Annotated in this window: 28 protein-coding genes; 17 read left to right on the forward strand and 11 right to left on the reverse strand. The window is 71.0% G+C overall.

Translation table 11 applies throughout. The annotated features are described in order from the left end of the window. Together VK923_09865 and VK923_09870 are read left to right on the forward strand one after the other, a co-directional pair. Nucleotides 1–801: transposase (locus VK923_09865; GenBank protein ID HSJ44974.1), on the forward strand; the 801-nt coding region annotated here is incomplete at its 5' end. Nucleotides 802–1,128: 327 nt separating this feature from the next. Further along, nucleotides 1,129–1,830 (forward strand): GIY-YIG nuclease family protein, encoded by a 702-nt coding sequence (locus VK923_09870; protein HSJ44975.1) that lies wholly within the window; start codon nucleotides 1,129–1,131, stop codon nucleotides 1,828–1,830. 327 nt (nucleotides 1,831–2,157) lie between these two features. Here the strand turns inward: VK923_09870 and VK923_09875 are convergent, their stop codons facing one another. Then, nucleotides 2,158–2,337: a hypothetical protein gene (locus VK923_09875; protein ID HSJ44976.1), complete on the reverse strand. Its 180-nt coding sequence runs from the start codon at nucleotides 2,335–2,337 to the stop codon at nucleotides 2,158–2,160. A 399-nt stretch (nucleotides 2,338–2,736) separates the two neighbouring features. Between VK923_09875 and VK923_09880 the strand changes: the two genes are divergently transcribed. The 5 genes from VK923_09880 to VK923_09900 all read left to right on the forward strand — a co-directional run bounded on the left by VK923_09880 (nucleotide 2,737) and on the right by VK923_09900 (nucleotide 6,327). Next, complete coding sequence (locus VK923_09880) at nucleotides 2,737–3,090, forward strand: DUF1232 domain-containing protein (protein HSJ44977.1); 354 nt, start codon at nucleotides 2,737–2,739, stop codon at nucleotides 3,088–3,090. After that, nucleotides 3,087–3,395 carry a hypothetical protein gene (locus tag VK923_09885; GenBank protein ID HSJ44978.1) on the forward strand — a complete coding sequence of 103 codons (309 nt, stop codon included), beginning with the start codon at nucleotides 3,087–3,089 and terminating at the stop codon, nucleotides 3,393–3,395. The genes VK923_09880 and VK923_09885 overlap by 4 nt, the downstream gene beginning before the upstream one ends. 108 nt (nucleotides 3,396–3,503) lie before the next feature. Next, a complete protein-coding gene (locus VK923_09890; GenBank protein ID HSJ44979.1) occupies nucleotides 3,504–4,430 on the forward strand; it encodes a peptidylprolyl isomerase in 927 nt (308 codons plus the stop codon). Nucleotides 4,431–4,479: 49 nt separating this feature from the next. Beyond that, nucleotides 4,480–5,025: a peptidylprolyl isomerase gene (locus VK923_09895; GenBank protein ID HSJ44980.1), complete on the forward strand. Its 546-nt coding sequence runs from the start codon at nucleotides 4,480–4,482 to the stop codon at nucleotides 5,023–5,025. 504 nt (nucleotides 5,026–5,529) lie between these two features. Continuing rightward, complete coding sequence (locus tag VK923_09900; protein ID HSJ44981.1) at nucleotides 5,530–6,327, forward strand: GntR family transcriptional regulator; 798 nt, start codon at nucleotides 5,530–5,532, stop codon at nucleotides 6,325–6,327. Between the two features lie 14 nt (nucleotides 6,328–6,341). Here the strand turns inward: VK923_09900 and VK923_09905 are convergent, their stop codons facing one another. Both VK923_09905 and mce read right to left on the reverse strand, forming a co-directional pair. After that, on the reverse strand, nucleotides 6,342–6,734 hold the full coding sequence (locus VK923_09905; GenBank protein ID HSJ44982.1) for a hypothetical protein: 393 nt from the start codon (nucleotides 6,732–6,734) through the stop codon (nucleotides 6,342–6,344). After that, the gene (gene mce, locus VK923_09910) at nucleotides 6,734–7,150 is read right to left on the reverse strand and encodes a methylmalonyl-CoA epimerase (protein HSJ44983.1); all 417 of its coding nucleotides are present in this window, start codon (nucleotides 7,148–7,150) and stop codon (nucleotides 6,734–6,736) included. Before mce ends, VK923_09905 begins: the two co-directional genes overlap by 1 nt. Nucleotides 7,151–7,560: 410 nt before the next feature. Here mce and VK923_09915 point away from each other — a divergent pair, with 410 nt between their 5' ends. Together VK923_09915 and meaB are read left to right on the forward strand one after the other, a co-directional pair. Continuing rightward, entirely contained in the window at nucleotides 7,561–8,742 is a 1,182-nt protein-coding gene (locus tag VK923_09915; GenBank protein ID HSJ44984.1) for an acetyl-CoA C-acetyltransferase, read from the forward strand. 26 nt (nucleotides 8,743–8,768) lie between these two features. Next, a complete protein-coding gene (gene meaB / locus VK923_09920; protein HSJ44985.1) occupies nucleotides 8,769–9,782 on the forward strand; it encodes a methylmalonyl Co-A mutase-associated GTPase MeaB in 1,014 nt (337 codons plus the stop codon). 28 nt (nucleotides 9,783–9,810) lie between these two features. Here the strand turns inward: meaB and VK923_09925 are convergent, their stop codons facing one another. From VK923_09925 to VK923_09950, 6 genes are read right to left on the reverse strand one after another with little or no spacing between them, the layout of a single operon-like run. Then, on the reverse strand, nucleotides 9,811–11,136 hold the full coding sequence (locus VK923_09925) for a protein kinase (protein HSJ44986.1): 1,326 nt from the start codon (nucleotides 11,134–11,136) through the stop codon (nucleotides 9,811–9,813). Nucleotides 11,137–11,174: 38 nt separating this feature from the next. Then, nucleotides 11,175–11,744 (reverse strand): DsbA family protein, encoded by a 570-nt coding sequence (locus VK923_09930; GenBank protein HSJ44987.1) that lies wholly within the window; start codon nucleotides 11,742–11,744, stop codon nucleotides 11,175–11,177. Between the two features lie 11 nt (nucleotides 11,745–11,755). Continuing rightward, nucleotides 11,756–12,691, reverse strand: coding sequence for an NAD(P)-dependent oxidoreductase (locus VK923_09935; protein ID HSJ44988.1), 936 nt, complete (start codon nucleotides 12,689–12,691; stop codon nucleotides 11,756–11,758). A gap of 26 nt (nucleotides 12,692–12,717) precedes the next feature. Continuing rightward, the gene (locus VK923_09940) at nucleotides 12,718–13,872 is read right to left on the reverse strand and encodes an aminotransferase class V-fold PLP-dependent enzyme (GenBank protein ID HSJ44989.1); all 1,155 of its coding nucleotides are present in this window, start codon (nucleotides 13,870–13,872) and stop codon (nucleotides 12,718–12,720) included. After that, complete coding sequence (locus VK923_09945) at nucleotides 13,869–14,963, reverse strand: tryptophan 2,3-dioxygenase family protein (protein ID HSJ44990.1); 1,095 nt, start codon at nucleotides 14,961–14,963, stop codon at nucleotides 13,869–13,871. Before VK923_09945 ends, VK923_09940 begins: the two co-directional genes overlap by 4 nt. Before the next feature lie 55 nt (nucleotides 14,964–15,018). Then, a complete protein-coding gene (locus VK923_09950) occupies nucleotides 15,019–15,204 on the reverse strand; it encodes a hypothetical protein (protein ID HSJ44991.1) in 186 nt (61 codons plus the stop codon). Between VK923_09950 and VK923_09955 the strand changes: the two genes are divergently transcribed. Genes VK923_09955 through VK923_09965 form a run of 3 tightly spaced genes read left to right on the forward strand, consistent with a single transcriptional unit; the run spans nucleotide 15,191 to nucleotide 18,115 of the window. Continuing rightward, nucleotides 15,191–16,102: a glycerophosphodiester phosphodiesterase gene (locus VK923_09955; GenBank protein HSJ44992.1), complete on the forward strand. Its 912-nt coding sequence runs from the start codon at nucleotides 15,191–15,193 to the stop codon at nucleotides 16,100–16,102. The two genes, VK923_09950 and VK923_09955, sit on opposite strands and share 14 nt — an antisense overlap. Then, the gene (locus VK923_09960; protein HSJ44993.1) at nucleotides 16,092–17,414 is read left to right on the forward strand and encodes an MFS transporter; all 1,323 of its coding nucleotides are present in this window, start codon (nucleotides 16,092–16,094) and stop codon (nucleotides 17,412–17,414) included. The genes VK923_09955 and VK923_09960 overlap by 11 nt, the downstream gene beginning before the upstream one ends. A gap of 2 nt (nucleotides 17,415–17,416) precedes the next feature. Further along, the gene (locus VK923_09965) at nucleotides 17,417–18,115 is read left to right on the forward strand and encodes a DUF429 domain-containing protein (protein ID HSJ44994.1); all 699 of its coding nucleotides are present in this window, start codon (nucleotides 17,417–17,419) and stop codon (nucleotides 18,113–18,115) included. A 370-nt stretch (nucleotides 18,116–18,485) separates the two neighbouring features. Here VK923_09965 and VK923_09970 read toward each other — a convergent pair whose 3' ends face one another. Further along, nucleotides 18,486–19,088, reverse strand: a complete 603-nt coding sequence (locus VK923_09970) for a DUF4126 domain-containing protein (GenBank protein ID HSJ44995.1) — start codon at nucleotides 19,086–19,088, stop codon at nucleotides 18,486–18,488. Nucleotides 19,089–19,241: 153 nt separating this feature from the next. On the opposite strand from VK923_09970, the gene VK923_09975 reads away from it, so the two are divergent. Next, on the forward strand, nucleotides 19,242–19,739 hold the full coding sequence (locus tag VK923_09975) for a DUF4870 domain-containing protein (protein HSJ44996.1): 498 nt from the start codon (nucleotides 19,242–19,244) through the stop codon (nucleotides 19,737–19,739). A 1,100-nt stretch (nucleotides 19,740–20,839) separates the two neighbouring features. Beyond that, nucleotides 20,840–21,553 (forward strand): uracil-DNA glycosylase, encoded by a 714-nt coding sequence (locus VK923_09980; GenBank protein HSJ44997.1) that lies wholly within the window; start codon nucleotides 20,840–20,842, stop codon nucleotides 21,551–21,553. A 133-nt stretch (nucleotides 21,554–21,686) separates the two neighbouring features. Here VK923_09980 and VK923_09985 read toward each other — a convergent pair whose 3' ends face one another. Beyond that, a complete protein-coding gene (locus tag VK923_09985; protein HSJ44998.1) occupies nucleotides 21,687–22,472 on the reverse strand; it encodes an HAD hydrolase family protein in 786 nt (261 codons plus the stop codon). Between the two features lie 81 nt (nucleotides 22,473–22,553). Here VK923_09985 and VK923_09990 point away from each other — a divergent pair, with 81 nt between their 5' ends. The 3 genes from VK923_09990 to VK923_10000 are packed head-to-tail and all read left to right on the forward strand — an operon-like array spanning nucleotide 22,554 to nucleotide 25,152. Further along, nucleotides 22,554–23,534 carry an ABC transporter ATP-binding protein gene (locus VK923_09990; GenBank protein ID HSJ44999.1) on the forward strand — a complete coding sequence of 327 codons (981 nt, stop codon included), beginning with the start codon at nucleotides 22,554–22,556 and terminating at the stop codon, nucleotides 23,532–23,534. After that, nucleotides 23,531–24,352: an ABC transporter permease gene (locus tag VK923_09995; GenBank protein HSJ45000.1), complete on the forward strand. Its 822-nt coding sequence runs from the start codon at nucleotides 23,531–23,533 to the stop codon at nucleotides 24,350–24,352. The genes VK923_09990 and VK923_09995 overlap by 4 nt, the downstream gene beginning before the upstream one ends. Beyond that, on the forward strand, nucleotides 24,352–25,152 hold the full coding sequence (locus tag VK923_10000; protein ID HSJ45001.1) for an ABC transporter permease: 801 nt from the start codon (nucleotides 24,352–24,354) through the stop codon (nucleotides 25,150–25,152). Before VK923_09995 ends, VK923_10000 begins: the two co-directional genes overlap by 1 nt. Nucleotides 25,153–25,183: the final 31 nt, after the last annotated feature.

Consider the following 25,183-nt stretch of genomic DNA (forward strand, 5'->3'; position numbering starts at 1 on the left):
GACCGGCTGGCCCGCACGATCCGGCGGTGGGAGACCGCCGTGCTCGCGTACTACGCGACCGATGGGCTGTCGAACGCCAAGACCGAAGCGATCAATGGACTGATGAAGAAGATCCAACGCGTCGGGCATGGCTTCCGCAACTTACGCAACTACCGGCTACGGTTGCTGCTGCATTGCGGCGGCGTCACATGGCAAGATCAACCCGCCGCGAGACTACGGAAGCGCGCTCCCCGCAAAGCGGTAGAGCCGGCAAAGGTAACTGACCGGGTCAACGCCGCGATGGACCTCCCGACGGCGCCGGCAAGAGGCGTGCCCACGCCGGCGTCGAGAATGGGCAGGCCGGGCCACGGTGGCCCGGCCCGACGTTGGTGGTTCGAACGGCTAGCGGCCGCAAGCCTCTCCGGTCAGGTGGAAGTGGATCACCTCGGCGATGGTGCCGGGTGGGCTCGTGCTGGCCACTCCTCCGATACTCCCACGCAGGCTTTGCACGCCCTGCGAGACACACGCGCCGTCCGCCGGACCGCCGAACCGCGGCTGCGCGGCAGCAGGCCCCGCCAGGAGCGTCAGTCCGAGCAGCGCCGAAGCAAAGACGGTCAACATCCGTCGGGTCATGACTGGGTTCCTTTCGAGTCGGTAGGGAACTGCACACTCGCTTCTTCGTTCGCGAGGCACAGTTCGGACGCACCTTTCTTCCACGCCAGGGCACCCGTGAAACGACAAGCTCTGCTACATGGCACGCCCGCCTCAGCGCGTCGGACTATCTCGCATGCCGAGATCGCCGCCGTTATCACGAGTGAGTGACGCACCGAGTGTGAGCCGTTCGTGACCGGCGGCCGCGTGCTGGTCGCACAGCTGGATCCGCCGCGGGCCGGGCTTGTCGAACCGCCACACGGCGCGGACCGTCGCCGGCCGAGGGCAGTTGCCGCCACCCTTGCCCATGTTGTAGTCGGTGAGGATCGCGCAGGCGTCCGGGAGTGGTCGCAGGCTCGGCATACGACGAGGCTAGAACGTACGTTCGACTGGCGTCAAGTGTGACGGCGGCGCTCTGCCCCTTGTCGCGTTCACGCGCTTCTGATGAGATTGGAGCCGACACTGAACGCTGTTCACGAACCGAGGTGATACGGGCCCGTGGAACTGGTCGTCCTCGTCATCACCGGCGTCGTCGTCTACTACGTAGTAACGGGCTTGACGAGGTGGTGGAACGGCTACCGGAATCGCCACAATCTGCCCCTCCAGGTCGTAGCGTTGACCGTGGTCGTGCTCGTGGCCGTCTGGGTCTCCCAGTCGGCGACCGGCGCGCGCGTCGCTGACCTGGCGATCGGCGCCGTGTTGGTGTTCGGCGTGCTCGCCGTTGCGGTGCTGGCGGTCGCTGGATGGCGGCGTGGCAGATCGCGACGGGCGGCTGAGTCGGAGGCTATGACGCGGCCGCGCCGGCCGCCGACGCGACGCAGCGGATCCAGATGGAAGAGCGTCGACAACGCGGCGGGCCGCGAAGTCTTCGTCTACGCGATGGGCGCGTTCGATAAGCGCAACGGCGAGTGCCGCACGATCAAGATCGGCTCCTCCACGGCGCCCGAACTTCGCTTGGCTCAAGTCCAGGACGAACAGGTCGGCCGGACCGAGACCGTCAGGTTGCTCGGCTGGGGCCCCGGTGGTGAGCGTCGCGAGAACATGATGCACCGACGGCTCAACGACTGGAGGTACGAGGCGTCGGAGTGGTTCGAGCCGTCACCGGAGGTGCTGGCCGCGGTGGCCAAGTTGGAGCGGTTGACCGACGACGGGCGACAGTTGACGCAGGCGACGACCACCCGTAGCGCATCACAGGGGTAGGTCAGTCCTCGACCGTGGCGTCATAGAACTGGACGACCCGCTCAACCGCTCATGGCCGGCGAGCTCGACCGCATGCTGGTCGCAGAGCAGGATCCGCTTGGGGCCTTCGGGCGGCTCGAACCGCCACACCGCTCGCAGCGTGGGTGGCTGCTGGCAGTTCCCGCTGCCGCGGCCGCTCACGGCGCACCCGTCGCGGCGTGGCTGTAGTGGCATCGCTCCGACAGAATGCCCGCGATGCCTCGAATGTATGTTCGTAGATGGCCGAACCCCCCGCTCCGCGAGTGGTGCGAGGGGCTCTACTGTTCATCTACCCAGCGAACGCCAGGGTCATGCCGGCGCCGACCAAGGTTCACGCAGAATGTGGATACGCCACCGGTCGCCGTCAGTGTCGACCACCGACAGGGCGATGCGGTCCTTGTAGACGGTGTGCGCTCGGGACACCGACGCGACGTCGTGCTCGGCGGTCAGCGACCGCGACACGAGGTATGCGAGACGTTCCGCGTTCACCGGTCGGCCCCGTCGAGGACGGCCGGAACGTCGCGTAGCAGCTCCTCGAGCCGCTCGACGGGCTCGGCTTCCCACGCGCCCGGCCGGTCGGCTGGCAGCGCTAGGAGCGCCCTGAGTCGGCTACTACCTGGAGCCACCGACCGCCTGAGCTGTGGAGCGTGAGGGGCACCGGGTGCATGGTTCTGCGACAGCGGTGGATGGGCGGCGCCGGACGTCTATGCTGGCGGAGCCTGGTCGCACCCGACTGACGGGGGACCAGGCTCCGTTCGGATCACGGTCCGGCGGAGTGGTCGACCGCCATCCGTGCGACGCGGATGCGGCGGCCCCGCGACCGTTCACGGTGCCAGTTCCACACTGAGGGGCGATGCGATGGCGCGACCGGGCCCGACGATCCCCGGGGTGGACCAACGTGCCGCCGACCGGGTGCTCGGGGATCCCGTGACCGCCATCGTGTTCGTCAGGGACCTCCTGCTGCTGTTCAAGGACTGTGCGTTCGATGCGCGCGTGCCGCGGCGTGACAAGTGGGTGCTGGCGGCCGTCGTCGCGTATGTGCTCAGCCCCGTCGACCTGATCCCTGACGTCATCCCGATCGTCGGTCAGGTCGACGACCTCTCGATCGCCGTCCTCGGGTTGCGACGTCTACTCCGTGGGGCCGGCCGGGGGGTCGTGGAGGATCTCTGGCGGGGTACCGACGACGGGCTGGCGCTGCTGTTCAGCGCCGCCGGCATGACGACTTGGAAGGACACGGCGTGAGCAAAGGCAGCCGTAGGAAGCGTGCGACCCGGCCATGGCAGAACCCGAGCGCGCTGCGTGACGTGAGCGACCTCGTCACCGCGTCCCGGTATGATGACGACTTGGAGCTGCCGGGTTACGAGGTCCGACGGATCGACGGTGCCAGCGCCGCCAAGGAGTACGCCTGCCCCGACTGTGGCAACGTGGTCGCCGAGGGCGAGGACCACGTGGTCGTATGGCCGGTAGGTGACAGCGACCTGCGGCGCCACTGGCACCACCATTGCTGGCGCATGGAGGTCCGCCGCAGCGACGGCGCGGCCCGCTGACCTGCTTCGTCCACCGGCGGCGCGTGCCGCCGGGTTCCGACGTTCGCGGACATCCGACGCAGGCCGCCGCGAGGTTGCCCACCCACATCTGACACGAAGACGCAGACAGTGAGAGTCGTTGTGCCCAACGTCGAACGCAAACAGACCAGACGAGAGCTGAAGGCCGCCAAGCAGGCCGCGCGCGAGGCGGCCAAGCGCGCCGAACGGCGGCGTGCGCTGGTGACCGCGGGCATCGTCGCCGCCGTCCTGCTGGTCGGCGGCGGACTGATCGCGTTCACGATCTTCGAAGAGCAGCAGGCCGCCGCCGAGCAGGAGCGGCAGGCGGCGCAGGCCGCAAGCGAAGCGGCCCAGCAGGCCAGCGAGGCCGCCGAGGAGGTGGCAAGCCGTCAAGTGGCGTGTGGTGCCGAGGCACCCGCCGCGGCCGATCCTGAGCGCCAGACGTTCGACGAACCGGAGCAGGTGCTCGAGGAGGGCACCGACTACGGCGCCGTTATCATCACGTCGTGTGGCGAGGTGACCATCGATCTCGCCGAGGACCGCGCGCCCGAGACGGTCAACAGCTTCGTGTTCCTCTCGCAGCAGGGGTTCTTCGACGGCCTGGAGATCTTCCGCAACGCCACATCCATCGGCGCACTGCAGACCGGGTCGGGGACCAACGAGGCGAGCTGGCAGATCGGTTACACGCTGCCCGACGAGCTGGATCTCGCCGAGTCCGAGGGTTATCCACCGGGAGCCGTCGCGATGGCGAACGCCGGTCCGGACACCAGTGGGAGCCAGTTCTTCTTCGTCTACAACGACCAGTTCGCCCTCGAGCCGAGCTACACACGGTTCGCCACGGTCACCGACGGCCTCGACGTGCTCGAGGAGATCGGTGCCATCGAGACCATCGGGCCGTCCGGTGAGACACCAGGCGAGGTGGTCTACATCGAGAGCGTCGAGATCGTCGAGGGCCCCTCGGGTGGCGGGGATGCGGCGTCCGAGGCGGACGACGCCGACGCCGGCGGCCGTTCCGAGGCGCCGGATGGCGAGCGCTGAACATGCGGCCCGTCCTGCGGGCTGATCACGACGAGGAGTTGATGTTGTCATGGACGTTGCCTGCGACGGTCAGGTCCCCGAAGGCTACGGCGACCGCAAGCCACAGTTCACCGCCGCCGAACAGGTGCTCGACGCGGGACGACCCACCGCCCGGATCACCACATCGTGTGGTGACATCGAGATCGAGCTGTACGGCGACGGCGCGCCGGTCACCGCGAACAACTTCGCCTTCCTCGCGGGGAAGCAGTTCTACGACGCCACCATGGTCCACCGCGTGGTGCCGGGCTTCGTGATCCAGATGGGCGACCCGACCGGGACGGGGACCGGCGGTCCCGGCTACCGGTTCGCCGACGAGCTCGCGCTCGCCCGGGAGCACGGCTACGCGCGTGGCACGGTCGCGATGGCCAACGCCGGTCCGGACACCAACGGCAGCCAGTTCTTCATCTGCCTCGACGACGTCGGGCTGCCGCCGCAGTACTCGGTGTTCGGTCGTGTGACCGCGGGCATGGACGTCGTCGACGCGATCGCCGACGTCCCCCTCCGTGGTGAGTCACCGATGGAGACGGTCTTCGTCGAGGCCGTCACCCTCGACTGACGTCTCAGGCGATCCACGTCGCCTGGGGCCTGTCGCCCCAGGTGAGCTGCACGGTCCAGGCGCGCCCGCAGGCCGGGCACCTGACCTGGGCGCGGCCGTCGGCGGCACCCTGCGGGATGACAACGGCCCGCAGGTGGCAGGGCGTGTGGCTGACGGCTCGCTGCCCGTCTCGGCGCGCCGGTACGTCGTACGTACTGCCCCATGGGAACAACCCTGTACGTGAGTAGGGCGACGAGGCACGGCCTGACCGCTCCTCTCGTTCGGCCATGGCGGCAGCTCCTCCCTCGTGCCCGCGTAGCATCCAAGAGACTGAGCACTTCGCACGACCACGGGCTGTCGGTTTGTGCGAGACTGCTCTACGCTGCGTTCTGCGTGAGCAGGCCGTTGCCTGTTGTGATACCTATACCAGTTGTCCCATACAGGTGTCATCTTGGCTGAGAGCCCAGTTCCCGTCAAGTCGGGTGGTGCGTCGGCGCATCATGGACGCCGGTGGAGGTGCCGGTGATGTCACTGGACGAGCGGACCAGCCGGCCCCTGTACCGGCAGGTCGCCGACGAGTTGCGCGTGCAGATCCAGGAGCGGCAGCTGGCACCGGGGCGCCAGCTGCCGACGGAGGCCAGGCTGATGGATCGCTACGGCGTGTCGCGCAACACGATCCGGCTGGCGCTCGGGGTGCTGCGGACCGAGGGCCTGGTCGTGACCGGTCAGGGACGCGGGTCGTTCGTGGCCGACGTGGCCGTCCGACGACGTCCGCGTGGCTCCGCCGCACTGCAGCGGCACATCGCGCGTGGCGACGGCGACCCCCTCGACAGCGACCTGAGCGAGGCGACCGACGGTGCTCGGGTCGAGGTCAGCGTGTCGACGCGGCCGGCCCCGCCCTTCATCGCTGACCGCCTCGGCCTCGAGGCAGGTGACAGTGTCGTCATCCGTCACCGCCTGCGGTTCCGCGACGCCGGTCCGGACCTGAGCAGCGAGAGCTTCCTGCCGGCCGATCTCGTAGCCGACAGCCCGTTGGGCATGCCCGGGCCACTGCGGGCCGGCGTCGTCGGCCTGCTCGCCGACCTCGGGCACCCGATCCGGCGGATTGCCGACGAGATCGGTGTGCGGATGCCCTCGCCCGCCGAGGCGCAGGAGCTGCAGATCGCAACCGGGGTGCCGGTGCTGACGGTGCAGCGGACCGCGTTCGACCGCGGGGACGCGCCGGTGCTGACCGTGAGTGCCCTGCTGCCCGGCGACCGCCACGTCCTGCGTTACGACGCCGCGATCTCCACCGTCGACGAGCAGCCCGTCGACGGTGGCTGATCCGCCGGCCGGTGTCAGTCCTCGTGCTCGTCGATGGTCTCGAGCGGAGGCAGCTCGTCGAGGCTGATCCCCGGTGACCGGACCCCGCGGTCGTATTCGCGCATCCGCCGCGGGTAACCCACGATCCGGGCGTCATAGAGCGGGACGCCGTGCTTGCGCGTCAGCGACCTGGCTTGCCTGTCGTCCTTGACCGGCCGACGCAGGTACTCACCGTCGGCCGCGACCACGACCATGGTCATGGCGTAGATCGAGGTGGGCGGCTCCGCGAACGCCTCGACCCCCGACCGGCTGGACATGAACTCCTCGAGCTCGCCCAGCGTCTTCGCGGTTGGACCACCGCTCGCGGGCTTCTTGCCGCGACGCCGGAAGCGGTCGAAAAGGCTCACCCGGTCAGTGTAGCGGCGCATCACCGCAGCGTGGGATCCTCGACCAGTTCGACCAGTACGCCCATTGCCGACGCGGGGTGTACGAAGGCGATGGTGCATCCACGCGAGCCACGTCGCGGATGGTCGTCGACGAGGCGGATCCCGTGTCCGTGCAGCTCGTCGAGCGTCCGCGCCACGTCGCGGACGCCGTAGCCGACGTGGTGGATGCCGGGACCGCCGTTGCGCTCCATGAACCGTGCCACGGGCGACGCGTCGGACAGCGGCTCGAGCAGCTGGATGTAGCTCTCGCCGATCGCCAGCAATGCCTCGGCGACCCCGTCGGACTCCATGCGCTCACGGTGGACGACGGTGAGCCCATACAGATCGCGGTGGTACGCGATCGCGTCCTCGAGGTCCTCGACGGCGTAGCCAACGTGGTCGATCCGCTCCAGTGGCATGTGCCGTCCTCCAACCGCCGTGTGCCGCCCGCGCCCACGCTAGCGGTGACCCTCCGACCGGGACGGCGCGGGGTGCGGTGCACCTTGGGCCAAGGGCCGGTGTGGGGGACGCCCGCAGCGACAGCGCGCGTGCACTCCCTCCGCCGTCGGCAGCGTGGGGTGTTCCTCCGGGTGTTCCTCAGCTCTCATCAGCGGCTTCGTGAGGTTCCTGGTCCTCAGGACTACGACCGACCCGCGAGACCGCGCAGCTGTCGGTCCGCGGACGACGTAGCCCTCTCTGCGTGAGATCGGCAACGAGCCGGGTCGCCCGGGGCGGCCAACCGCTGATCCGGTCGTGCTTCCGCCCGGCCGGCGGCATGGCGGGAGTCGTCGGCGGGCACGCTCGATCGTGACCCAGAGGGGAGGCACCCATGGACGATGCCGTAATCGTCGGCTACGCACGGACACCCATCGGCAGGTTCCAGGCCGGACTTGCGCCACTGACCGCCATGCAGCTCGGCGGCGCCGCCGTCGCGGCCGCCCTCGAGCGTGCGGGCGTAGCTGTGGGGCGGGTCGACCAGGTGTTCATGGGCCACGTGATCCAGGCTGGCCAGGGCCAGATCACGGCCCGGCAGGCCGCGCGTCACGCGCACATCGGCATGGACGTCCCCGCGACCACCATCAACAAGGTCTGCCTGTCCGGCACGAGCGCCGTCGCGCTTGCGGCGCAGCAGATCCAGCTGGGTGAGGCCGACGTCGTCGTCGCGGGTGGGATGGAGTCGATGAGCAACGGCCCCTATCTGCTATCCAGGGCGCGTGGAGGCTACCGCATGGGGGACGCGGAGACCGTCGACGCGACCGTCCACGACGGCCTGTGGTGCGCGTTCGACGATGCGCACATGGGGGCCGGCAGCGACCGGTCGAACGAGCGGTACGGCATCGATCGTGTGCGGCAGGACGCCTGGGCCGCGCGGTCGCACGAACGAGCCGCAGACGCGTGGAAGAACGGCCGCTTCGGGGAGGAGGTCGTCCCCGTCGAGGTGCCGCAGCGCCGTGGTGACCCGGTGCAGGTCGACGCGGACGAGGGAGTCCGCGCCGACACGACGGCAGAGTCGCTGTCGCACCTCCGCCCCGCGTTCAGCTCCGACGGCACGATCACGGCAGGCAACGCCAGTCAGTTCTCCGACGGCGCGGCGGCGCTGGTGCTGATGAGCGCGGCCCGGGCCCCCGAGCTCGGCATCGAGCCGCTGGGGCGCATCGTCGCCTACGGTACGGTGGCCGGCCCGGATCCGTCGCTGCACCATCAGCCTGCGGCGGCCGTGCGCCGTGCGGCCGCGAAGGTGGATCTGCCGCCCGACGGATTCGACGTCTACGAGATCAACGAGGCGTTCGCCGCGGTTGCGATCTGCTCGACGGATCTGCTCGGCGTCGACGAGGACAGGGTGAACCCCAGTGGCGGCGCGGTTGCGCTCGGCCACCCGATCGGCTGCACAGGAGCGCGGCTGGTGGGTACCACGCTGCTCGAGCTGCGCCGCCGTGGAGGTGGGCGTGGAGTGGCCAGCCTGTGTGGGGGAGGCGGGCAGGGCGACGCGCTGATCGTCGAGGTCTCCTGAGCCCACCGACTAGGCTCCTCGCACAGATGGCGTCTCGAAGCGGAACCGCAGACCGTCTGGAGGCACCGGACGGCGGGGCCGTCGGCCGCGTCCCCGCGGCCGATGCCCTGGTCGACGGACTCCTCGCCGGTGATCGCCGGGCGCTCGCGCGGGTGCTGACGCGTATCGAGGACGGGGCGGCCGACGTGGTGCGCGCGGTCGTCCGGCGCCTGCATCCCCACACCGGTCGAGGTGCGCTCGTCGGGATCACCGGGGCGCCCGGCGCCGGCAAGTCGACGCTTGTCAACGCGCTGATCGCCTCGTGGCGGTCGCAGGGCACCACCGTGGCCGTGCTCGCAGTCGATCCCAGCTCACCATTCTCGGGTGGCGCGTTGCTCGGCGACCGCGTGCGTATGCAGGACCACGTGCTCGACGAGGGTGTGTTCGTCCGCTCGATGGCCAGCCGCGGACAGCTCGGTGGGCTGAGCTGGACGACGCCGCAGGCGCTGCTGGCGCTCGATGCGGCAGGCTATGACCGGATCGTGGTCGAGACGGTCGGAGTCGGGCAGGCGGAGGTCGAGGTCGCTGCGCTGGCTGACACGACGGTCGTGGTCGTGGCGCCCGGCATGGGCGACGCGATCCAGGCCGCAAAGGCGGGCATCCTCGAGGTCGCCGACGTCTTCTGCGTCAACAAGGCCGACCGGCCCGACGCTGCCCGCACCGTGCGCGAGCTGCGCGAACTGCAGGCTCTCGGTGACGCCGACGGTCTCGACACGCCGATCGTGTCGACGAGTGCGAGCACTGATCAGGGGATCGGGGAGCTGCGCACGACGATTGACGCCCACCACGACGCGATGGTCATCGACGACCGGTTGCAGGAACGCAGACGCGCACGGGCACGGGTGCAGGTTCGCGAGCTCGCGCTGGGCACCGTCCGCGAGCGCGCGTCCGCGGTCGCGGGGGCCAGCGGTCTCGACGAGCTGGCGGCGGCGGTGGCGCGGCGCGAGTTGGATCCCTACAGCGCCGCGGATGAGCTGCTCGCTGCGCTCGATACAGGCTGAGCTCCGCCACGAACGGATGCGCAGGAGGTCACCCGGTGGCGTCCTCCTCCGGTGCCGCGGGCTCCGGGGCGGCGTCCGGCGCTGGCTCCGGTGCAGCCGGCGCCGCCTCGTCCGGAGCGGCCGGCTGCTCGTTGGTCTCCGGCTGCTGCTGCTCCCCGGCGCCCGCAGGTGCCTGCTGGCCGGCGTCGGGTTCGGCCGGCGCCGGCTGGCCGGCGTCGGGTTCGGCCGGTGCCTGCTGGCCGGCGTCGGGTTCGGCCGGCGCCTGCTCGGTGGTTGGCTCGTCGGTCGGTGCGGGCGCCTCGGTGAAGCGCTGCACCGCGAGCAGCACGGCCATCGTGAGCAGCGCGCTGATGATCAGGGCCCACAACCATTGCAGTGACCCGCCTCGGCGCGGACGAGTGACCGGTGTGGGTGGGGTGGGCGGGGTCGACGTCGGCGGAGGTGGTGCATCGGCGTCGCCGACCGACTGTGTGTCTGCTTCGGGTTCCTGCAGCAGGTGTGTGCCGCCAGACGACGGCGCCACACGCAGCAGCGCCGCGCGCATCTCCTTGGCATCGGCCGGCCGCTGCTCAGGATCCTTCGACAGGGCCTGGTGCACCAGCGCGACCAGCTTGGAACCCAGGTCCGGCCGCAGCTCCGCGAGGGGCGGCGGGTCGTCCTCGCGGTGGGCCAGTGCGAGTCCCACCGCACTGTCGTGCTCGAACGGTGGCCGGCCGGCGAGCATCTCGTAGAGGACGACCGCGGTGGCGTAGATGTCGGACCGCGGTGTCGCCCGTTCGCCCTTGACCTGCTCTGGGGACAGGTACCTGGGCGTGCCGATGACCTGGCCTGCCATCGTCAGCCCGGTCGTCGCGCCGTGCGTCGCCTTGGCGATGCCGAAGTCAGCCAGCTTGACACCCGGCAGCTCGTCGGGCCGCCCGGGGACGACGCCATCCGGCAGCAGGATGTTGGCGGGCTTGACGTCGCGGTGGACCAGGCCCCGCCGGTGTGCCGTGTGCAGCGCATCAAGCACCTGACTGCCGACGGCGACGGCGTGGTCCGTGTCAAGCCGTCCGTTCCGCTCGAGCACGTCCTCGAGGGTGTCGCCGCGCACGAGCTCCATGACGATGAACGGCTGCTCCAACGACGTGTTCACGTCGTAGACGGCCACCGCGTGGGGGTGGGTCAGGCTTGCGGCGTTCCGCGCCTCGGCAGCGAAGCGCTGTCGCGCCGTCGCCTGATCGTCCACGCGCAGCACCTTCACGGCGACCGCTCGATCGAGCAGGTCGTCGTGCGCTTCGTACACCGTCGCCATCCCGCCGCGGCCGAGTTGCTCCCGCAGTTCGTAGCGACCGGCGAGCACTGTGCCAACCACTGAGGCGATCGTAGTCGCTCATTCGGCGTGTGCCGGTATCATGCGGACGACGGGCCGAGTGCAGCCAGCGCACGTAGGTCGGCCTCGTCGAGCAGGCCCGGGATGAGCGTCCGATCGTAGGAGATCGTGGGCACCCCACCGACCCCGTCGCGGCGATGGGCGGCGAAGCGCTGGCGGATCTCGAGCAGCGCCATGCGGTCGCCGATGCGCCGTGCGGCCTCCTCGGGGGGCAGCCCGACGTCGCCGGCAAGCCGCCGCAGCACGGCGTGGTCGCCGATGTCATCACCGTCAGCCCAGAACGCGCGGTAGCAGCGTGCCCGCCACGCGTCCGCGCGGTCGAGCTCCCGTGCGAGCTCCTCGAGCAGGTGGGCGGCCGCGGTCGGTGGCAGCCCGGCGGGCCGCCGCAGCACGACGCCCTCGGCGCGTGCCTGCGCGGCGACGGCGTCGAGCTCGGCGATGAGGTCGAGCGTCACCGGCAGTGTCGCCTCGACGCCGACGACCTCGGTCCCCTCGATCCGCGCGGGCATGCCCTCGGCGATCAGACGTGTCACGCGGGCCACGGCGACCGCCGATGCGGGCGACGTGTAGTCGTGGAGCAGGACCAGCACGCCTGGCCTGCTCAGATCGCCCGGCGCACGGCGGCCATGTCGTCCTCGCCCACGCCGGCGTCGATCGCCGCTGAGAACTGCGCGGCGACCGCCTCGGCGACCCGCAGCGACAGGTCGTCGCCCGCCGCCTCCAGGATCAACCCCACGTCCTTGCGGGCCAGCCGCACCGGGAAGCTGGTGGGGTACTCGCCGGCGATCATCATCGGACCCTTGATCTGCGCGTACGGCGCGCCGACGGCGCCACCGTCGATCGCGTCGAGGAACTGCCGCGGATCGACGCCGAGGTGCTCGGCGAGCGCCATCGACTCGGCGAGCGCGACGGTCAGCGCGGCGATCCACGCGTTGATGACGAGCTTGAGGCGGCTGGCCTGCCCGACCTCGTCCAGCCAGATCGTCCGCGAGCCGACCGCGTCGAACACAGGGGTCACGCGATCGCGGACATCAGCCGTCCCGGCTGCGAGCACGACCAGTTGCCCGTCCTCGGCCGGCTTCCTCGTGCCGAGCACCGGTGCGTCGACGTGGACGACCCCCAGGTCCGCGGCGCGGGCTGCGAGCCTGGCCGACCATGCGTCGCCGACGGTGCTCATCTGCAGCCAGACGACGTCGGATCCGAGGCCCTCGGCGGCGGCGTCGATCACCTCGGCCACCACCGGGCCGTCGCTGAGCATCGTGATCACGATGTCCGCGCCGTCGACGGCGCCGGCCGGGGAGTCGGCGACGGTCACGCCGGCGTCGGCGAGCTGCTCGGCCCGTTCCCGGGAGCGGTTCCACACACGCACGGAATGGCCCGCGTCGGCGAGGTTGCGCGCCATCGGCGCGCCCATGTACCCGGTCCCGAGCACGGCAACGGTTGTCATCGCTGTCTCTTTCGGTCGCTGTCGTCGTGCCCGCCGCGTGGTCCGGCGGCGCCTGCGACCGCTACTCTCGCCGCCCGCGGCGGCTGTCAACCGTCATGGCTTGTTCGGTCTGGGACCTACAGGCGGTCGATCAGCCGGTCGACGTCCGAGGCGTCGTGGTACACGCCGAATCCGAAGCGCACCCACGAGCCGCGGTGGTCGACGACCACGCCGCGGCGGGCCAGCGCGGCGGTGACGTCGGCGGCCTGCGGCACCTCGAACGCCAGCAGGTGGCCATGCCGTCCCACCGTGGATGGTCCCACGACCGGGGTCCGGGTGCCGAGCACCGTCGGACCGCGCTCGGCGAGTGCCCCGAGGAATCGCCGCTGCACGCCACGCACATGGGCGTGGATGTCATCGACGGCGACGCCGGCGTCGTCCAGCCACCGTTGCACGGCGTTGAAGCGGTACAGCGGCGTCACGTCGAACGTCGCGCCCATGAACCGCTGGCCGCCCGGGCCGTAGGCCACCCGTGACGACCCCTCGGCCAGCGAGGAGAAGTCTGCGAACCATCCCGTGTCCCGTGGCCGCGGTCCGTAGCCCGGCGGGCAGTGCGCAAAGCAGACCCCCTCACCCGCCATCGCGTACTTGTAGCCGCCGGCCACGTAGAAGATCCGGTCCGCCAGCGCGCCGAGATCAGTGGGGACCGCCATGAACCCGTGGTAGCCGTCGACCACGACGTAGGGGCGCTCGTCGGGGACCGCCGCCACGACCGTGGCGACGTCGACCACCAGGCCCGTGCCGTACAGGACGTGGCTGAGGAACAGCAGGTCGTACGCGCCGGTCGCGGCCTCCGCCGCCAGTCGCGAAGTCATCGTGTCGGCCGGGTGGACCGGCACCCGGCGGACCGTGACCAGGCCGTCCTCGGTCAACCGCCGCACCTGCCGCTCGAAGCTTGTGAACTCACCGGCGGTGGTCAGGATGCGCACCGGCACGTCGAGGCACGACATGATCCGCGTCACCAGCTCGTGGGTGTTCGGCGCGATCGCGATGGACGCCGGATCCGGCAGGCCGACCCGCCGTGCGATCCAGCCCTGCGCTGCGGGCAGCACCGCGTCGAAGATGTGCGCCCACTTGTGATCGGCCAGCCGCGTGGCGTCGTGCCAGGCCTCGCGCTGGGCGGCATAGGTCACGTCGGGCCACGGGTGGTGGCTGTGTGCGGCGACGTGCAGTCGCTCGGGATCGGCCTCGAAGAACCGCGTGAAGCCGACCCGCAGTGCCGCGACGTTCATGATGTCTGGCTGTCGTCCCAGCGGAAACCCAGCTGCTCGCGGACGTGAGCGGGCAGACGGGGCAGCGCAGAGCGGGGGATGCAGAACGTCGGGAGGGCGAACAGATCAGGGAACGCGCGGTGGCGCTCGGCCGCCTTCTGCAGGTACACGTGCCCCGATGTCCCGCCGGTGCCGACCTTGTCGCCGATCATCCGGCGGACCAGCAGCGCGTGACGGTAGCGCCACGCGGTGAATCCCTCGTCGATGTCGATCAGTGCGACGAGCAGCTGGAACGGCAGGTGGAACATCGGCTCGTCGCGGTACAGCGTGATCAGCAGCGCTGCGAGGAACGCGTCGTGGGACAGGTGCCGCTGTCCGCGCGCGACGAGCTCGTCGTGGTGGTCGCGGTCGAACAGCGCCGTGAACCCCTCCACGGTCTGCTCGTGGGCCGTGAGCTGCTCGGCGCGCGCGTCGTCGTCCAGGCTGGGGTTGTCCACGATGATCCGCCGCTCTCCGCTGAGCATGGCGTCGACCGCACCGCGGTACGCGGTCCAGAAGTCGTAGTCACCGAACCGAAGGAAGGGGGTGCGCGCCAGCCACCGGTCGAGGTGGTCGCGCAGCGTCGGAGCGCGCTCGGCCGCGACGACGCGCTCGCGGTCCTCGGGAGTCAGGCGGGAGTGGTAGACCGCCCCCTTGATGCGTAGCCGGGTCTCCGCCGGCACCCCGAGGCGGTTCTCGATCAGCCGGAACTGCGCGCTCTGGAACCCCGACGCGGGCACAAGCGCGTCGCGGAAGTCGAGGAAGTCCAACGGGGTCATGGTCTCGAGCACCTCGAGCTGTCCGCGCAGCAGCGGCTGGATCGACACGATGCGGCGCAGGCGCGCCACCGTCCGGCCCAGCTCGCTGGTCGGAACCGTGTCGGCTGCCATCGTCTCCAAGACCGCGTTGAGCTCCCAAAGGATCTGCTTGAACCACAGCTCGAACGCCTGATGGACGATGATGAACAGCATCTCGTCGTGGGCGGGTGCGCCGTCGAGCGAGCTGACTGGACGCTGCGCGTCGAGCAACTTGTCCAACTCGAGGTAGTCGGCGTAGTAGCGCGGGGCTGCCATGGTCACCTGCCTCGGCCGTCGGGTCCGTCGGCCGATGCTACCCAGCCGTGCGGGCTCAGGGGGTCCCGGCGGTCCGCTCCGCCAGGCTCCACGCGAGGAAGGCCAGCAGCTCGGCGGCCTGGTGCGGTTCGAGCGGCGCGCTGCCCGTGCACCGGTCGCCCGACCACAGCGTGAGGACCATGACGTCGGCCTCGCCATGCCACGTTGCCCGCAGGTCTGAGTGCGACGTGGGCAGTAGCACCCGTCGAGTCGTTGGTGTCGGCTGGTCGGGCATCGCGACCCTCTCGTCCAGCACCATCAAGCCGCGTACGGCGCCCGACGTCAAGGCCCGGGAACCACCGGCAGATGACGCCGCCACCTGTGATACTGCGCCCGTGCATCCCTTCCTCGACGCACCGCTGCCGCTCGCGATCGCGCATCGCGGGGGCTCGGCCGACGGTACAGAGAACACCATCGCGTCCTTCGCGCGCGCGGTCGAGCTCGGCTACCGCCACCTCGAGACAGACGTCCGGGTGACCGCGGACGGCGAGCTGGTCGCCTTCCACGATCCCGGCCTCGAGCGGGTCGCCGGCACGGATCGGCGGCTGCGGGACCTGACCTGGGCGGAGCTGTCCCGGCTGCGGGTCGGTGGCCGTGAGCCGGTCCCGCGCTTCTCCGAGGTGCTCAAGGCGTTCCCCGACGCCCGGCTCCTCGTGGACCCGAAATGCGACGGCGCAGTCGACCCACTGATCTCGGCGCTGCGCGACCACGATGCTGTCGACCGCGTGTGCGTCGGATCGTTCTCCTCCGACCGGCTGCGGCGCGTGCGTGCGGCGTTCGGCGATGCGGTCTGCACCTCGATGGGACCCGGCGAGGCGCTCCGGCTGCGGCTGGCCGCGTGGCGTGTGCTGCCGCTGTCGGCCGTGCCGACCGAGCCCGCGTGTGCGCAGGTGCCCGTGCGCTACGGGCCGCTCGTGTTCGCCGAACCACGCTGCATCGCGTTCGCGCACGCCAGCGGTCTGCAGGTCCACGTGTGGACCGTCAACGACCGCGCGACGATGACGCGCCTGCTCGACCTCGGCGTCGACGGTGTCATCACCGACGAGCTGACGGTGCTGCGCGATCTGCTGGTCGCACGCGGGCAGTGGCATGGCGGCTGATGTGGTGCGGTCGGGCGTCCGGCGGCAGCAGCGCGCCTGGTACGTCTACGACTGGGCCAACTCGGCGTTCCAGACCACCGTGCTCACCGTGTTCCTCGGCCCGTACCTGACGGCGCTCGCCGAGGCAGCCGCCGTCGACGGGTTCGTGCGACCTCTGGGAATCCCCGTCCGCGCCGCCGCCTACTACCCCTACCTCGTGTCCTTCTCGGCGCTGCTGCAGGTGGTGTCGATGCCGCTGGTCGGCGCGCTGGTCGATCGGACCGGCCGTCGCAGGCTGCTGCTGGGCGTGCTGGCCTACATCGGCGCGATCGGCACGATGCTGCTGTACCTCGTCGGTGGTGACGAGTACCTGCTCGGGGGGCTGCTGTTCCTGGTGACCTCGGTCAGCTTCACGTGCTCGATCGTCGTCTACAACGCCTGGCTGCCCGACATCGCCAGCACCGAGGACCGGGACCGCGTGTCGTCCAGGGGCTGGGCGACCGGCTACCTCGGAGGCGGGCTGCTGCTGGCCGCGAACCTCGTCCTGCTGCAGCAGGCCCAGGCAGGCGCCCTCGGCCTCGACGTCAGCACCGCGGTGCGCATCAGCCTGGTGTCGGCCGGCGGATGGTGGGCGATCTTCACGCTGGTCCCGCTCGTGGGCCTGCGTGACGCACCGCCACGCCCGGTCGCGGGCGGTGGCTTCCGCCAGCTTGGCATGACCCTGCGGCGCCTCCGCGCCGCCCCCGCGACGCTGTTGTTCCTCGCCGCGTACCTGATGTTCAACGACGGAGTGCAGACCGTGATCTCACAGTCCGCGGTCTTCGCCGCCTTCGAGCTGGACCTGACCGAGGACGTCATCGTCGTGGCGGTGCTGATCGTGCAGCTCGTCGCGGTCTTCGGCGCGCTGCTGCTCGGATGGCTGGCGGACCTGGTCGGCGCGAAGAAGGTGGTGCTGGCCAGCCTGCTGATCTGGATCGCCGTCCTCGGCGGAGCGTTCGTGCTGCCGCCCGGTGAGGTGATGGCCTTCTACGCGTTGGCGGTGTCCATCGGGGTCGTCCTCGGCGGGACGCAGGCGCTCTCGCGCTCGCTGTTCAGCCACATGATCCCGGACGGCTCCGAGGCGGAGTACTTCAGCGCCTACGAGATCTCGGACCGTGGCACCAGCTGGATCGGTGCGCTGCTGTTCGGGGTGGCGGTGCAGGCCACCGGCAGCTACCGCATCGCGATCGTGTCGCTGGTCGTGTTCTTCGCCCTCGGGTTCGTCCTGCTGTGGTTCGCCGACATCCGCCGGGCCGCCGCCGAGGCAGGCAACCCGGCCCCTGCACGGGTCTGACAGTGCAGCTGCGGGCGGTGGGCGTGGACGGCACCCGCGGCGGCTGGGTCGCGGTCGTGGTCGTCGGCGACGAGATCGCCGACGTGTGGCGGGTGGCGGACCTTGCGACCGTGGCCGACCGGGTCGGAGCGGTCCCGTTCGGCATCGACATCCCTGTCGGCCTGCTGGATCGGGCGCGGCGTTCCGCCGACGTCGCCGCCCGCGCCCAGCTGGCGCACACTGCTTCGTCGGTGTTCCCCGCGCCGTGCCGGTCGGTCGTTGACGCGTTCAGAGCCGGCGCCGTCCGCGACCACGACGGGGCCAACGCGCTGTCGCGACGCGTGATCGGCGTCGGGCTGTCGCGGCAGACGTGGAACCTGGTTGACAAGATCGCCGAAGCCGATGCCCTGGTCGAGCGCGGGGTCGAGCTGCGCGAGGTGCACCCCGAGCTGGCCTTCCACCAGCGCGCGGTGCGGCCGCTGGCGAGCAAACGCACGTGGAACGGCGTGATGGCTCGCCTGGCGATCCTGCGCGCGCTGGGGCTGGAGCTGCCCGACCACGTCGAGGGCGGCGACCGGCTGGCACCCGACGACGTCCTGGACGCCGCGATCGTGGCGTGGACCGCGGCAGGGGCGCACCACCGGGCGGAGCTGCGCAGCAACCCCGACCCGCCCCGGGAGTGGGACCGCGGCCGTCCGATCGCCATCTGGACGCGTCCGTGACCTGCGCCGGCGTCCGTGGCCCGGTGCGGTGCGCCCGATGGGACGGACCGGTGGCGTGCGCCGATGGGTCCGGCCGGCGGGGTGCGTCCGATGGGGCCGGCCCGAAGCTTAGTCGGCCGTCCGCGTTGGCCTGGTAGAGCGCCAGGTGCCCACTGGTCAGCGCCGCGCCGGCGTCGCCGGCGTTCCCGAGCGCGGCCACACCGATCTGAAACGGCATGCGCAGCGGCTCCTGGCCGGTCGCGAGCGGCTGGCGTACACGGTTGCCATACCCAACCTGTCGTCTCCGCGCGGCGCCACCGCACGCGTCGCGGGCTGCAGCCGCGCCGATGATGCTGTCGGCACGAGGTGACCGACCTACGTGCGCTGGGTGTCAGACCGGCGGCTGTCCCGTCAGCACCTCGCCTCGGCGCCGACGGCGCTCGCGGTGCCGGCGGATGCGTGAGGCGACGGCCACCACGAGCACCAGCCCGGCCAGCAGCAGCGTCGCCGCGACACCCGCAGCCAGCCACGGTGCCGCGACCGCCAGGGTGATGAGCCCGGCGACCGTGACGTCCTCGGCGACACTCACGGCGATGTTGCTCGCCGGCTCCGGGGAGGCGTTGATCGCTGCGCGCAGCCCCGCCTTGACGGCGTGGCTGGCCAGAGCGCTCAGCCCGCCGGCCGCGGCGGCGAGGGCCTGCTCGACCGACGAGGCGTCGCCGGCCAGCAGCAGCCCGATCGCCGCGCCGAGGATCGGCCGGATCGCCGTGTGCACGGCGTCCCATGTCGAGTCGAGCCATGGGATCTTGTCGGCGACGAACTCCAGCCCGTAGAGGACGGCCGCGCCGACCAGGATCTCGGTCCGCTGCAGCGCCACGGGGATCGCGTCGACGCCCGCGTGGCGGCCGAGGAGGCCCATGACCAGCACGACGGCGTACGCGTTGACGCCGGTGGCCCAGCCAGAGGTGAACACCCACGGCACCAGGTCGGCCACGGTCACTGCTCCCAGTCTGGTCGGGACATCGGGGACACCCCGTGTCCGGGTCAGGGACCGAGGGGCCGAACCCGTCGGATCCCTGATGGTCCGGGGGCGTCCGCCGGGTCAGAGTCGTAACCATCACGGTATCCCCTGAGGAGCACGCTCGACATGATGACTGAGACAGAGACGGACGCGCCGGACACGACGACGGCGCAGGACGATACGACGAGCACCACCACGGCCGACCGCGCGGCCGGTGACGCCACAGGCGCGGCACCCCAGCTACCTCCACCCACGACGGGCGGACCGACGCCGTCGGCCGACAGCCGCAACCTCGCGGTCGTCGCGCACCTCTCGGCGCTGATCGGCCTGGCCGGCGTGCCGTCATTCATCGGACCGCTGGTCGTGTGGCTGCTGCACCGCGACCGTGATCCGTGGGTGGCCGAGCAGGCGCGCGACGCCCTGAACTTCAACCTGTCGCTGCTGGTCTACGCCGGAGCGGCGCTCGCGCTGACGATCCTGACCGTCGGGCTGGGCCTGCTGGTGGTCGTCCCCACCGCCATCGTGGCTGCCGCCGGCTGGTTGGTGGCGACGGTGCTCGCCGCGGTCAGGGCGGCCGACGGTGAGCGCTACCGCTACCCGTTGACGCTGCAGTTGATCAGCTGACCCGTGGCGCTCCGACCGCGCCGCGCCGACGGCCGGGGTCGACGGATGCGATGCATCGCGTGACCCCGGCCTTCGTCGTGTTGGATGATCTCGACCGGCGTGGACCGAACGGTCCATTGTCTGGTCCTCGCACCGGTGTTCCATGGAGTACTTCAGATCGGGGCGATCTCCGTTGCCCTGGGCTGCATCACACTGCGTCGGGGGCGTGCGGAGGCGCACCCCGCACCACGCCGTGGAGCGTGGTTCAGGCAGCGGCGGCAGGTTCCCACGGGGAGCGGCGACGCGGGCAGCGGCCTGCGGACTGGTCGGCGTGCACGGGCAGTACGGTGACCGGTGACGGTGGCTCCGTGGAGGCCCAGGCCAACGGGCCGGAGCAGGGCGGCAAGCAGGTCGCCTCCACGAGTCGTTGGCCGAGGTCGACGTCGAGACGGTGACCTCGTGGCCCTGGGTCTCGACCCGTCTTCGGGGGGCCAGGTCCACGCCGACCGCGTGGCCGCCATGACGGGTGGACGGTTCACATCAAGCCACGCGCGGGCGACGAGCTCGTCCCGCCGCTCGAGGCGCTCGACGGCCGTCGAGAGAGGTGGTGTGCCATGGACCACACCGCGTCGCTCTGTGACGTGGGCAGGAAGCCCCCGTGATTGCCGGAGCCGTGCCAGGACATCGTGCGCGCCCGCCGCCCACGATGCGAACACGATCATGATGGTCCGGTACGACGTCCGGAACCCTGCGGCGCTGCGGTCCGTCCAGGAGTCGGGCACCGAGCTGGCCCCTTCCTCGGGACGTGTTCGAGGCCGCCAGACGGTGTCGTTCGAGCTCTACGACGAGTTCGCCTCGTCCGACCGCGACTCCCAGGCTGTCTTCGCTTTGATGGGACGCGTACCAGCAGAGCGTCCGGGTGCGACATTGGTCCGGCGAGCCCGTCATCCTCGAGCAGGCGCGACCGCGGCAGTGGCGGTGGATCCGACGGCGGCTGACGGCGCGTGGTTGGTGACGACCGTCGAACGGCCGGGCGGCGGCCCGGCCGCGCCGCGGTTTGCGTGATCACGCGCGCACCTGCTAGAGCAGGGGCACCGCGTCCACCGACCCCGGGGATTCGCATGGCGGAGCAGCCCACGTTGGCAGCCGACGACGACCAGGCCATCCGCTACATGCGCGACAAGGTTGGTCCGGGCTGGGCGGTGCCGATGGCGTCCCAGCACCGCAACCTCGCCCGGCTCGGGGACTTCCTGCGCGCCGAGCAGGCGTCGGGACGGCGCTTCCTGCCCTCGGCGAGCCGCATCCTGGCCGCGTTCCGGCAGCCCTTCGACGATGTGCGCGTGCTGCTGGTCGGCCAGGACCCGTATCCGACGCCCGGGCACCCGATCGGCCTGTGCTTCTCGGTCGCGCCCGACGTACGCCCCCTGCCCAAGAGCCTGGCCAACATCTTCACCGAGTACCAGTCCGACCTGGGCCTGCCGGCACCGTCCAACGGCGACCTCACGCCGTGGACGAGGCAGGGCGTCATGCTGCTCAACAGGGTGCTGACGGTGCGTCCCAGCGACTCCGCCTCGCACCGGGGCAAGGGGTGGGAGGCGTTCACCGAGCAGGCGATCCGCGCGTTGGTCGCCCGTCGCCGGCCCATGGTGGCGATCCTGTGGGGCCGCGACGCCCGCAGCCTCAAGCCCATGCTCGGCGACACGCCGATCATCGAGAGCGCGCATCCCAGCCCGCTGTCGGCGTCCCGCGGCTTCTTCGGCTCACGCCCGTTCAGCCGCACCAACGCCCTGCTCGAGCAGCGCGGCGCCGCCCCGATCGACTGGCGGCTCCCCTGACCCCTGGATGACGGCAATCGCGTAGGGCCGCCCCGACCTTCGCTGCCTCACCTCGATGTTCGCATCACCACCTCGAACTTCGCATCACCACCTGTGGCATCGAACGGTGAGGTCAGGGGACCGCACCGTGAGGTCAGGAAGCGTTGACCGTCGTCAGGATCATGTCGGCGGCGCGGGTCCAGCCCGACGGGCCGATGCCGTCGATGCGGGTCAGGTTCTCGACGTCGAGGTCGGCCCACGTACCGTCGGGGCGCTGCACCAACATCGCGATGTCTGCGGCGGCGAGCATCGCGGTGTCGTTGTGCGTGTCGCCGATGCCGTAGATGAGCGGGCGCTGGCCGTAGTCGACCGAGAACAGCTCGCGCAGGATCCCGACCGCGGCACCCTTGTCGTGGTGTCCGCTCGCGGTCCAGAAGCGGGCGCCGCGCTGGAGGCCGAGGTCGACGTCGCCGAGGGCCTCGCGCAGCGCCGTCTCGTCCGCATGGCCGTCGATGACGAGGAACGGCTCTGTGTGATCCCGGTCTCGGGCGCACGCTGCGGCCTCCACGGACAGCCCGGTCCGGTCGGCGATCTCGTCGGCGTCCATGTCACCGAAGCCCCGCAGGGTCACGCCCAGCGCCCCCGCGGCCCGTGCTAGCCGTTGGCGGACCTCCTCGTAGCCGAGCCCGAGCACCACGACCGGTCCGGCGTCGTCGTGGACCGCTGCACCGTTCTCGATCACGAACCGACCGGTCAGGCCGAGGTCCCTGCGGTGCAGCTGCTGCTCCGCGCGGGTCTTGGCGGAGCAGCAGACGACCGGGACGCCGGCGTCGGTCAACACGGCGACCATCGCGGCCGCGGGCCCGGGTTCGTAGGTGTCGTGGTCGAGCAGCGTGCCGTCGAGGTCGGTGACCACGACGATCGGTGCAGTGATGCCCATGCACCCCACCCTCCCCAGGCAACGACGTCCTGCAACGAGCACCTCGACGCCACCGTCGCGGCGGCTGGGTAGCCTTGGCGCATGGCCTCCGAAGCAGGTCCGGTCGCCGCGCGATCGGGTGACGCCGCGACCGACCCGCACGGGTCGCTGGTCATCGCGCGTGGGCTGACCAAGCGCTTCGGCGACTTCACCGCCGTGGACGGCATCGACTTCGACGTCCGCACCGGCGAGGTGTTCGGGTTCCTGGGTCCCAACGGCGCCGGCAAGACGTCGACCATGCGCATGATCGCCGCGGTGTCACCGTTGACCGACGGCACGCTGCGCGTGTTCGGCCGCGACCCCGACGCCGACGGTGCCGAGATCCGTGCGCGGCTCGGCGTTGTGCCGCAGGAGAACAACCTGGACGAGGAGCTGTCGGTCGCCGACAACCTCTACATCTACGGCCGCTACTTCGGCACGCCGAGGGCCCAGGTGCGCGCGCGGATCCCCGAGCTGCTGGAGTTCGCGCAGCTGACCGAGCGCGCCGCCGACAAGGTCACGGTGCTGTCGGGCGGCATGAAGCGACGGCTGGTGATCGCCCGCGCGCTCATCAACACGCCGTCGATGGTGCTCCTCGACGAGCCGACGACCGGGCTTGACCCGCAGGCGCGCCATCTCGTCTGGGACCGGCTGCGCGAGCTCACCCAGCAGGGCGTGACGCTGCTGCTGACCACGCACTACATGGACGAGGCCGAGCAGCTGTGCGACCGGCTGGTCGTGCTGAGCGACGCCCGCATCGTGGCAGCGGGGTCACCGCACGAGCTGATCGCGACCCATGCTGGACGCGAGGTCGCTGAGGTCCGCTTCGTGCCTGGTGGGCGGGACGGCGCCCTCGCGGCGCTCGACGGGATCGGATCGCGCCAGGAGGTGCTGGCTGATCGGGTGATCCTCTACGGCGAGGACGCCGAGCGGCTGACGGCGGCGGTCCGCCGACGCGACGTGCAGGTCGCCAGCACGCTGATCCGGCGTGCCTCGCTGGAGGACGTGTTCCTCCGGCTGACCGGCCGTGGGCTGATCGAGTGACGCTGCACCCGCGCGTTGAGGACGCCATCCCGCGACCCGTACGCGGCGGCCCGCTGGCCGGTGCCATGCGGGTGCTCGAGGGGCACCTGGTCGCCTACCGGCGGACGTGGCGCGGCAACGTGGTGACCACGTTCGTCAACCCCGTGCTGTTCCTGTCGGCGATGGGGCTGGGTCTGGGCTCGCTCGTCGACCGCGGCGCCCAGCTGGGGTCGGTGTCCTATCTGACGTTCTACGCATCTGGCCTGCTGGCAGCCCAGGCGATGCAGACCGGTGTCGGGGACGCGGCGTTCCCCGTCATGGCCGGGTTCAAGTGGACGAAGACCTACCACTCCGCGCTGGCGACCCCGATCGCGATCCGTGACCTGGTCCTCGGACAGGCCGCGTTCATCCTGCTGCGGGTGACGCTGGCGGCCGTCGCCTTCGGGCTCGCGGCCGCCGCGTTCGGCGCGTTCCCGCTGACCGCTGCGCTGGCGGCCCTGCCCGTCGCGCTCCTGTGCGGCCTCGCCTACGCGATGCCGGTGATGGCGTTCACCGCGTCCCGGGAGAGCGAGACCGCGCTGATCAGCGTGTTCCGCTTCGGGTTGGTGCCGATGTTCCTGCTCTCGGGCACGTTCTTCCCGCTCGATCAGCTGCCGACCTGGCTGCAGGCGGTGGCGCGGCTCGTGCCACTGTGGCACGCGATCGAGCTGGTCCGGGCGATCACGCTGACCGACGCCTCCACCTGGCCGTGGGCGGCGCACGTCGCCTACCTGCTGCTGTGGCTCCTGGTGGGCGCGGTCCTGGCCCCACGGTTCTTCCGCCGCAGGCTGGTGGCGTGATGGTGCTGGGCCAGGTGATCGCAGCCGCGGCGGTGCGGGCAGGCGGCGCGGCCAGGGTGATCGAGCGCGACATCCTCGTGACCCGCAACAGCTGGCTCGTGTTCGTGTCCGGGTTCGTCGAACCGGTGTTCTACCTGTTCGCGATCGACGTCGGCCTGGGCGGCCTGGTCGGCGACGTGACCGGGCCGGACGGCACCCCGGTCAGCTACGCCGCCTTCGCGGCGCCCGCTCTGCTGGCCGCATCGGCGATGAACGGCGCCGTGTACGAATCGACCTTCGGCATCTTCTTCAAGATGAAGTGGGGCCGGATCTACGACGGGATGCTGGCCACGCCGCTGACGCCCACCGACGTGGCGGTGGGTGAGATCGGCTGGTCGCAGTTGCGGGGGCTGGCCTACGCGTGCGCATTCATGGTCGTCATGGCCGTGATGGGCCTGATCGCGTCACCATGGGCCGTGCTCGCTGTACCGGCCGCGATCCTCATGGGCTTCGCGTTCGGCGCCGTCGGCATGGCGGTCGCCACCTGGATGCGCAGCTGGGTGGACCTCGACCTGGTCAACCTCGCGCTGCTGCCGCTGTTCCTGTTCTCGGCCACGTTCTACCCGCTGGACGTCTACCCGCGGCCGTTGCAGGTGCTGACCCAGCTGTCACCGCTGTACCACGGGGTCGCGCTGATCCGCGGCCTGACGCTGGGGGCGATCGACTGGCAGCTGGGCGTCCACGTCGCCTTCCTGCTCGCGATGGCCGCCGTGGGCGCCGTCGTCGCGTCCCGCCGCCTGCACCGCCAGCTGCTGCCGTGAGCGACGCGCCACCCGTGGCCGGTGCGACCTA

The organism is Euzebyales bacterium, assembly GCA_035461305.1.
Taxonomy (GTDB): domain Bacteria; phylum Actinomycetota; class Nitriliruptoria; order Euzebyales; family JAHELV01; genus JAHELV01.

Bases quoted from the DNA above. Each gene is read 5' to 3' on its own strand.
- VK923_09900 (HSJ44981.1), top strand. From the start codon at position 5,530: ATGTCACTGGACGAGCGGACCAGCCGGCCCCTGTACCGGCAGGTCGCC.
- VK923_09940 (HSJ44989.1), bottom strand. From the start codon at position 13,872: ATGAACGTCGCGGCACTGCGGGTCGGCTTCACGCGGTTCTTCGAGGCC.
- VK923_09990 (HSJ44999.1), top strand. From the start codon at position 22,554: ATGGCCTCCGAAGCAGGTCCGGTCGCCGCGCGATCGGGTGACGCCGCG.
- VK923_09975 (HSJ44996.1), top strand. From the start codon at position 19,242: ATGATGACTGAGACAGAGACGGACGCGCCGGACACGACGACGGCGCAG.
- VK923_09945 (HSJ44990.1), bottom strand. From the start codon at position 14,963: ATGGCAGCCCCGCGCTACTACGCCGACTACCTCGAGTTGGACAAGTTG.
- meaB (HSJ44985.1), top strand. From the start codon at position 8,769: ATGGCGTCTCGAAGCGGAACCGCAGACCGTCTGGAGGCACCGGACGGC.
- VK923_09960 (HSJ44993.1), top strand. From the start codon at position 16,092: ATGGCGGCTGATGTGGTGCGGTCGGGCGTCCGGCGGCAGCAGCGCGCC.
- VK923_09980 (HSJ44997.1), top strand. From the start codon at position 20,840: ATGGCGGAGCAGCCCACGTTGGCAGCCGACGACGACCAGGCCATCCGC.
- VK923_09895 (HSJ44980.1), top strand. From the start codon at position 4,480: ATGGACGTTGCCTGCGACGGTCAGGTCCCCGAAGGCTACGGCGACCGC.
- VK923_09985 (HSJ44998.1), bottom strand. From the start codon at position 22,472: ATGGGCATCACTGCACCGATCGTCGTGGTCACCGACCTCGACGGCACG.
- VK923_10000 (HSJ45001.1), top strand. From the start codon at position 24,352: ATGGTGCTGGGCCAGGTGATCGCAGCCGCGGCGGTGCGGGCAGGCGGC.
- VK923_09905 (HSJ44982.1), bottom strand. From the start codon at position 6,734: ATGCGCCGCTACACTGACCGGGTGAGCCTTTTCGACCGCTTCCGGCGT.
- mce (HSJ44983.1), bottom strand. From the start codon at position 7,150: ATGCCACTGGAGCGGATCGACCACGTTGGCTACGCCGTCGAGGACCTC.
- VK923_09915 (HSJ44984.1), top strand. From the start codon at position 7,561: ATGGACGATGCCGTAATCGTCGGCTACGCACGGACACCCATCGGCAGG.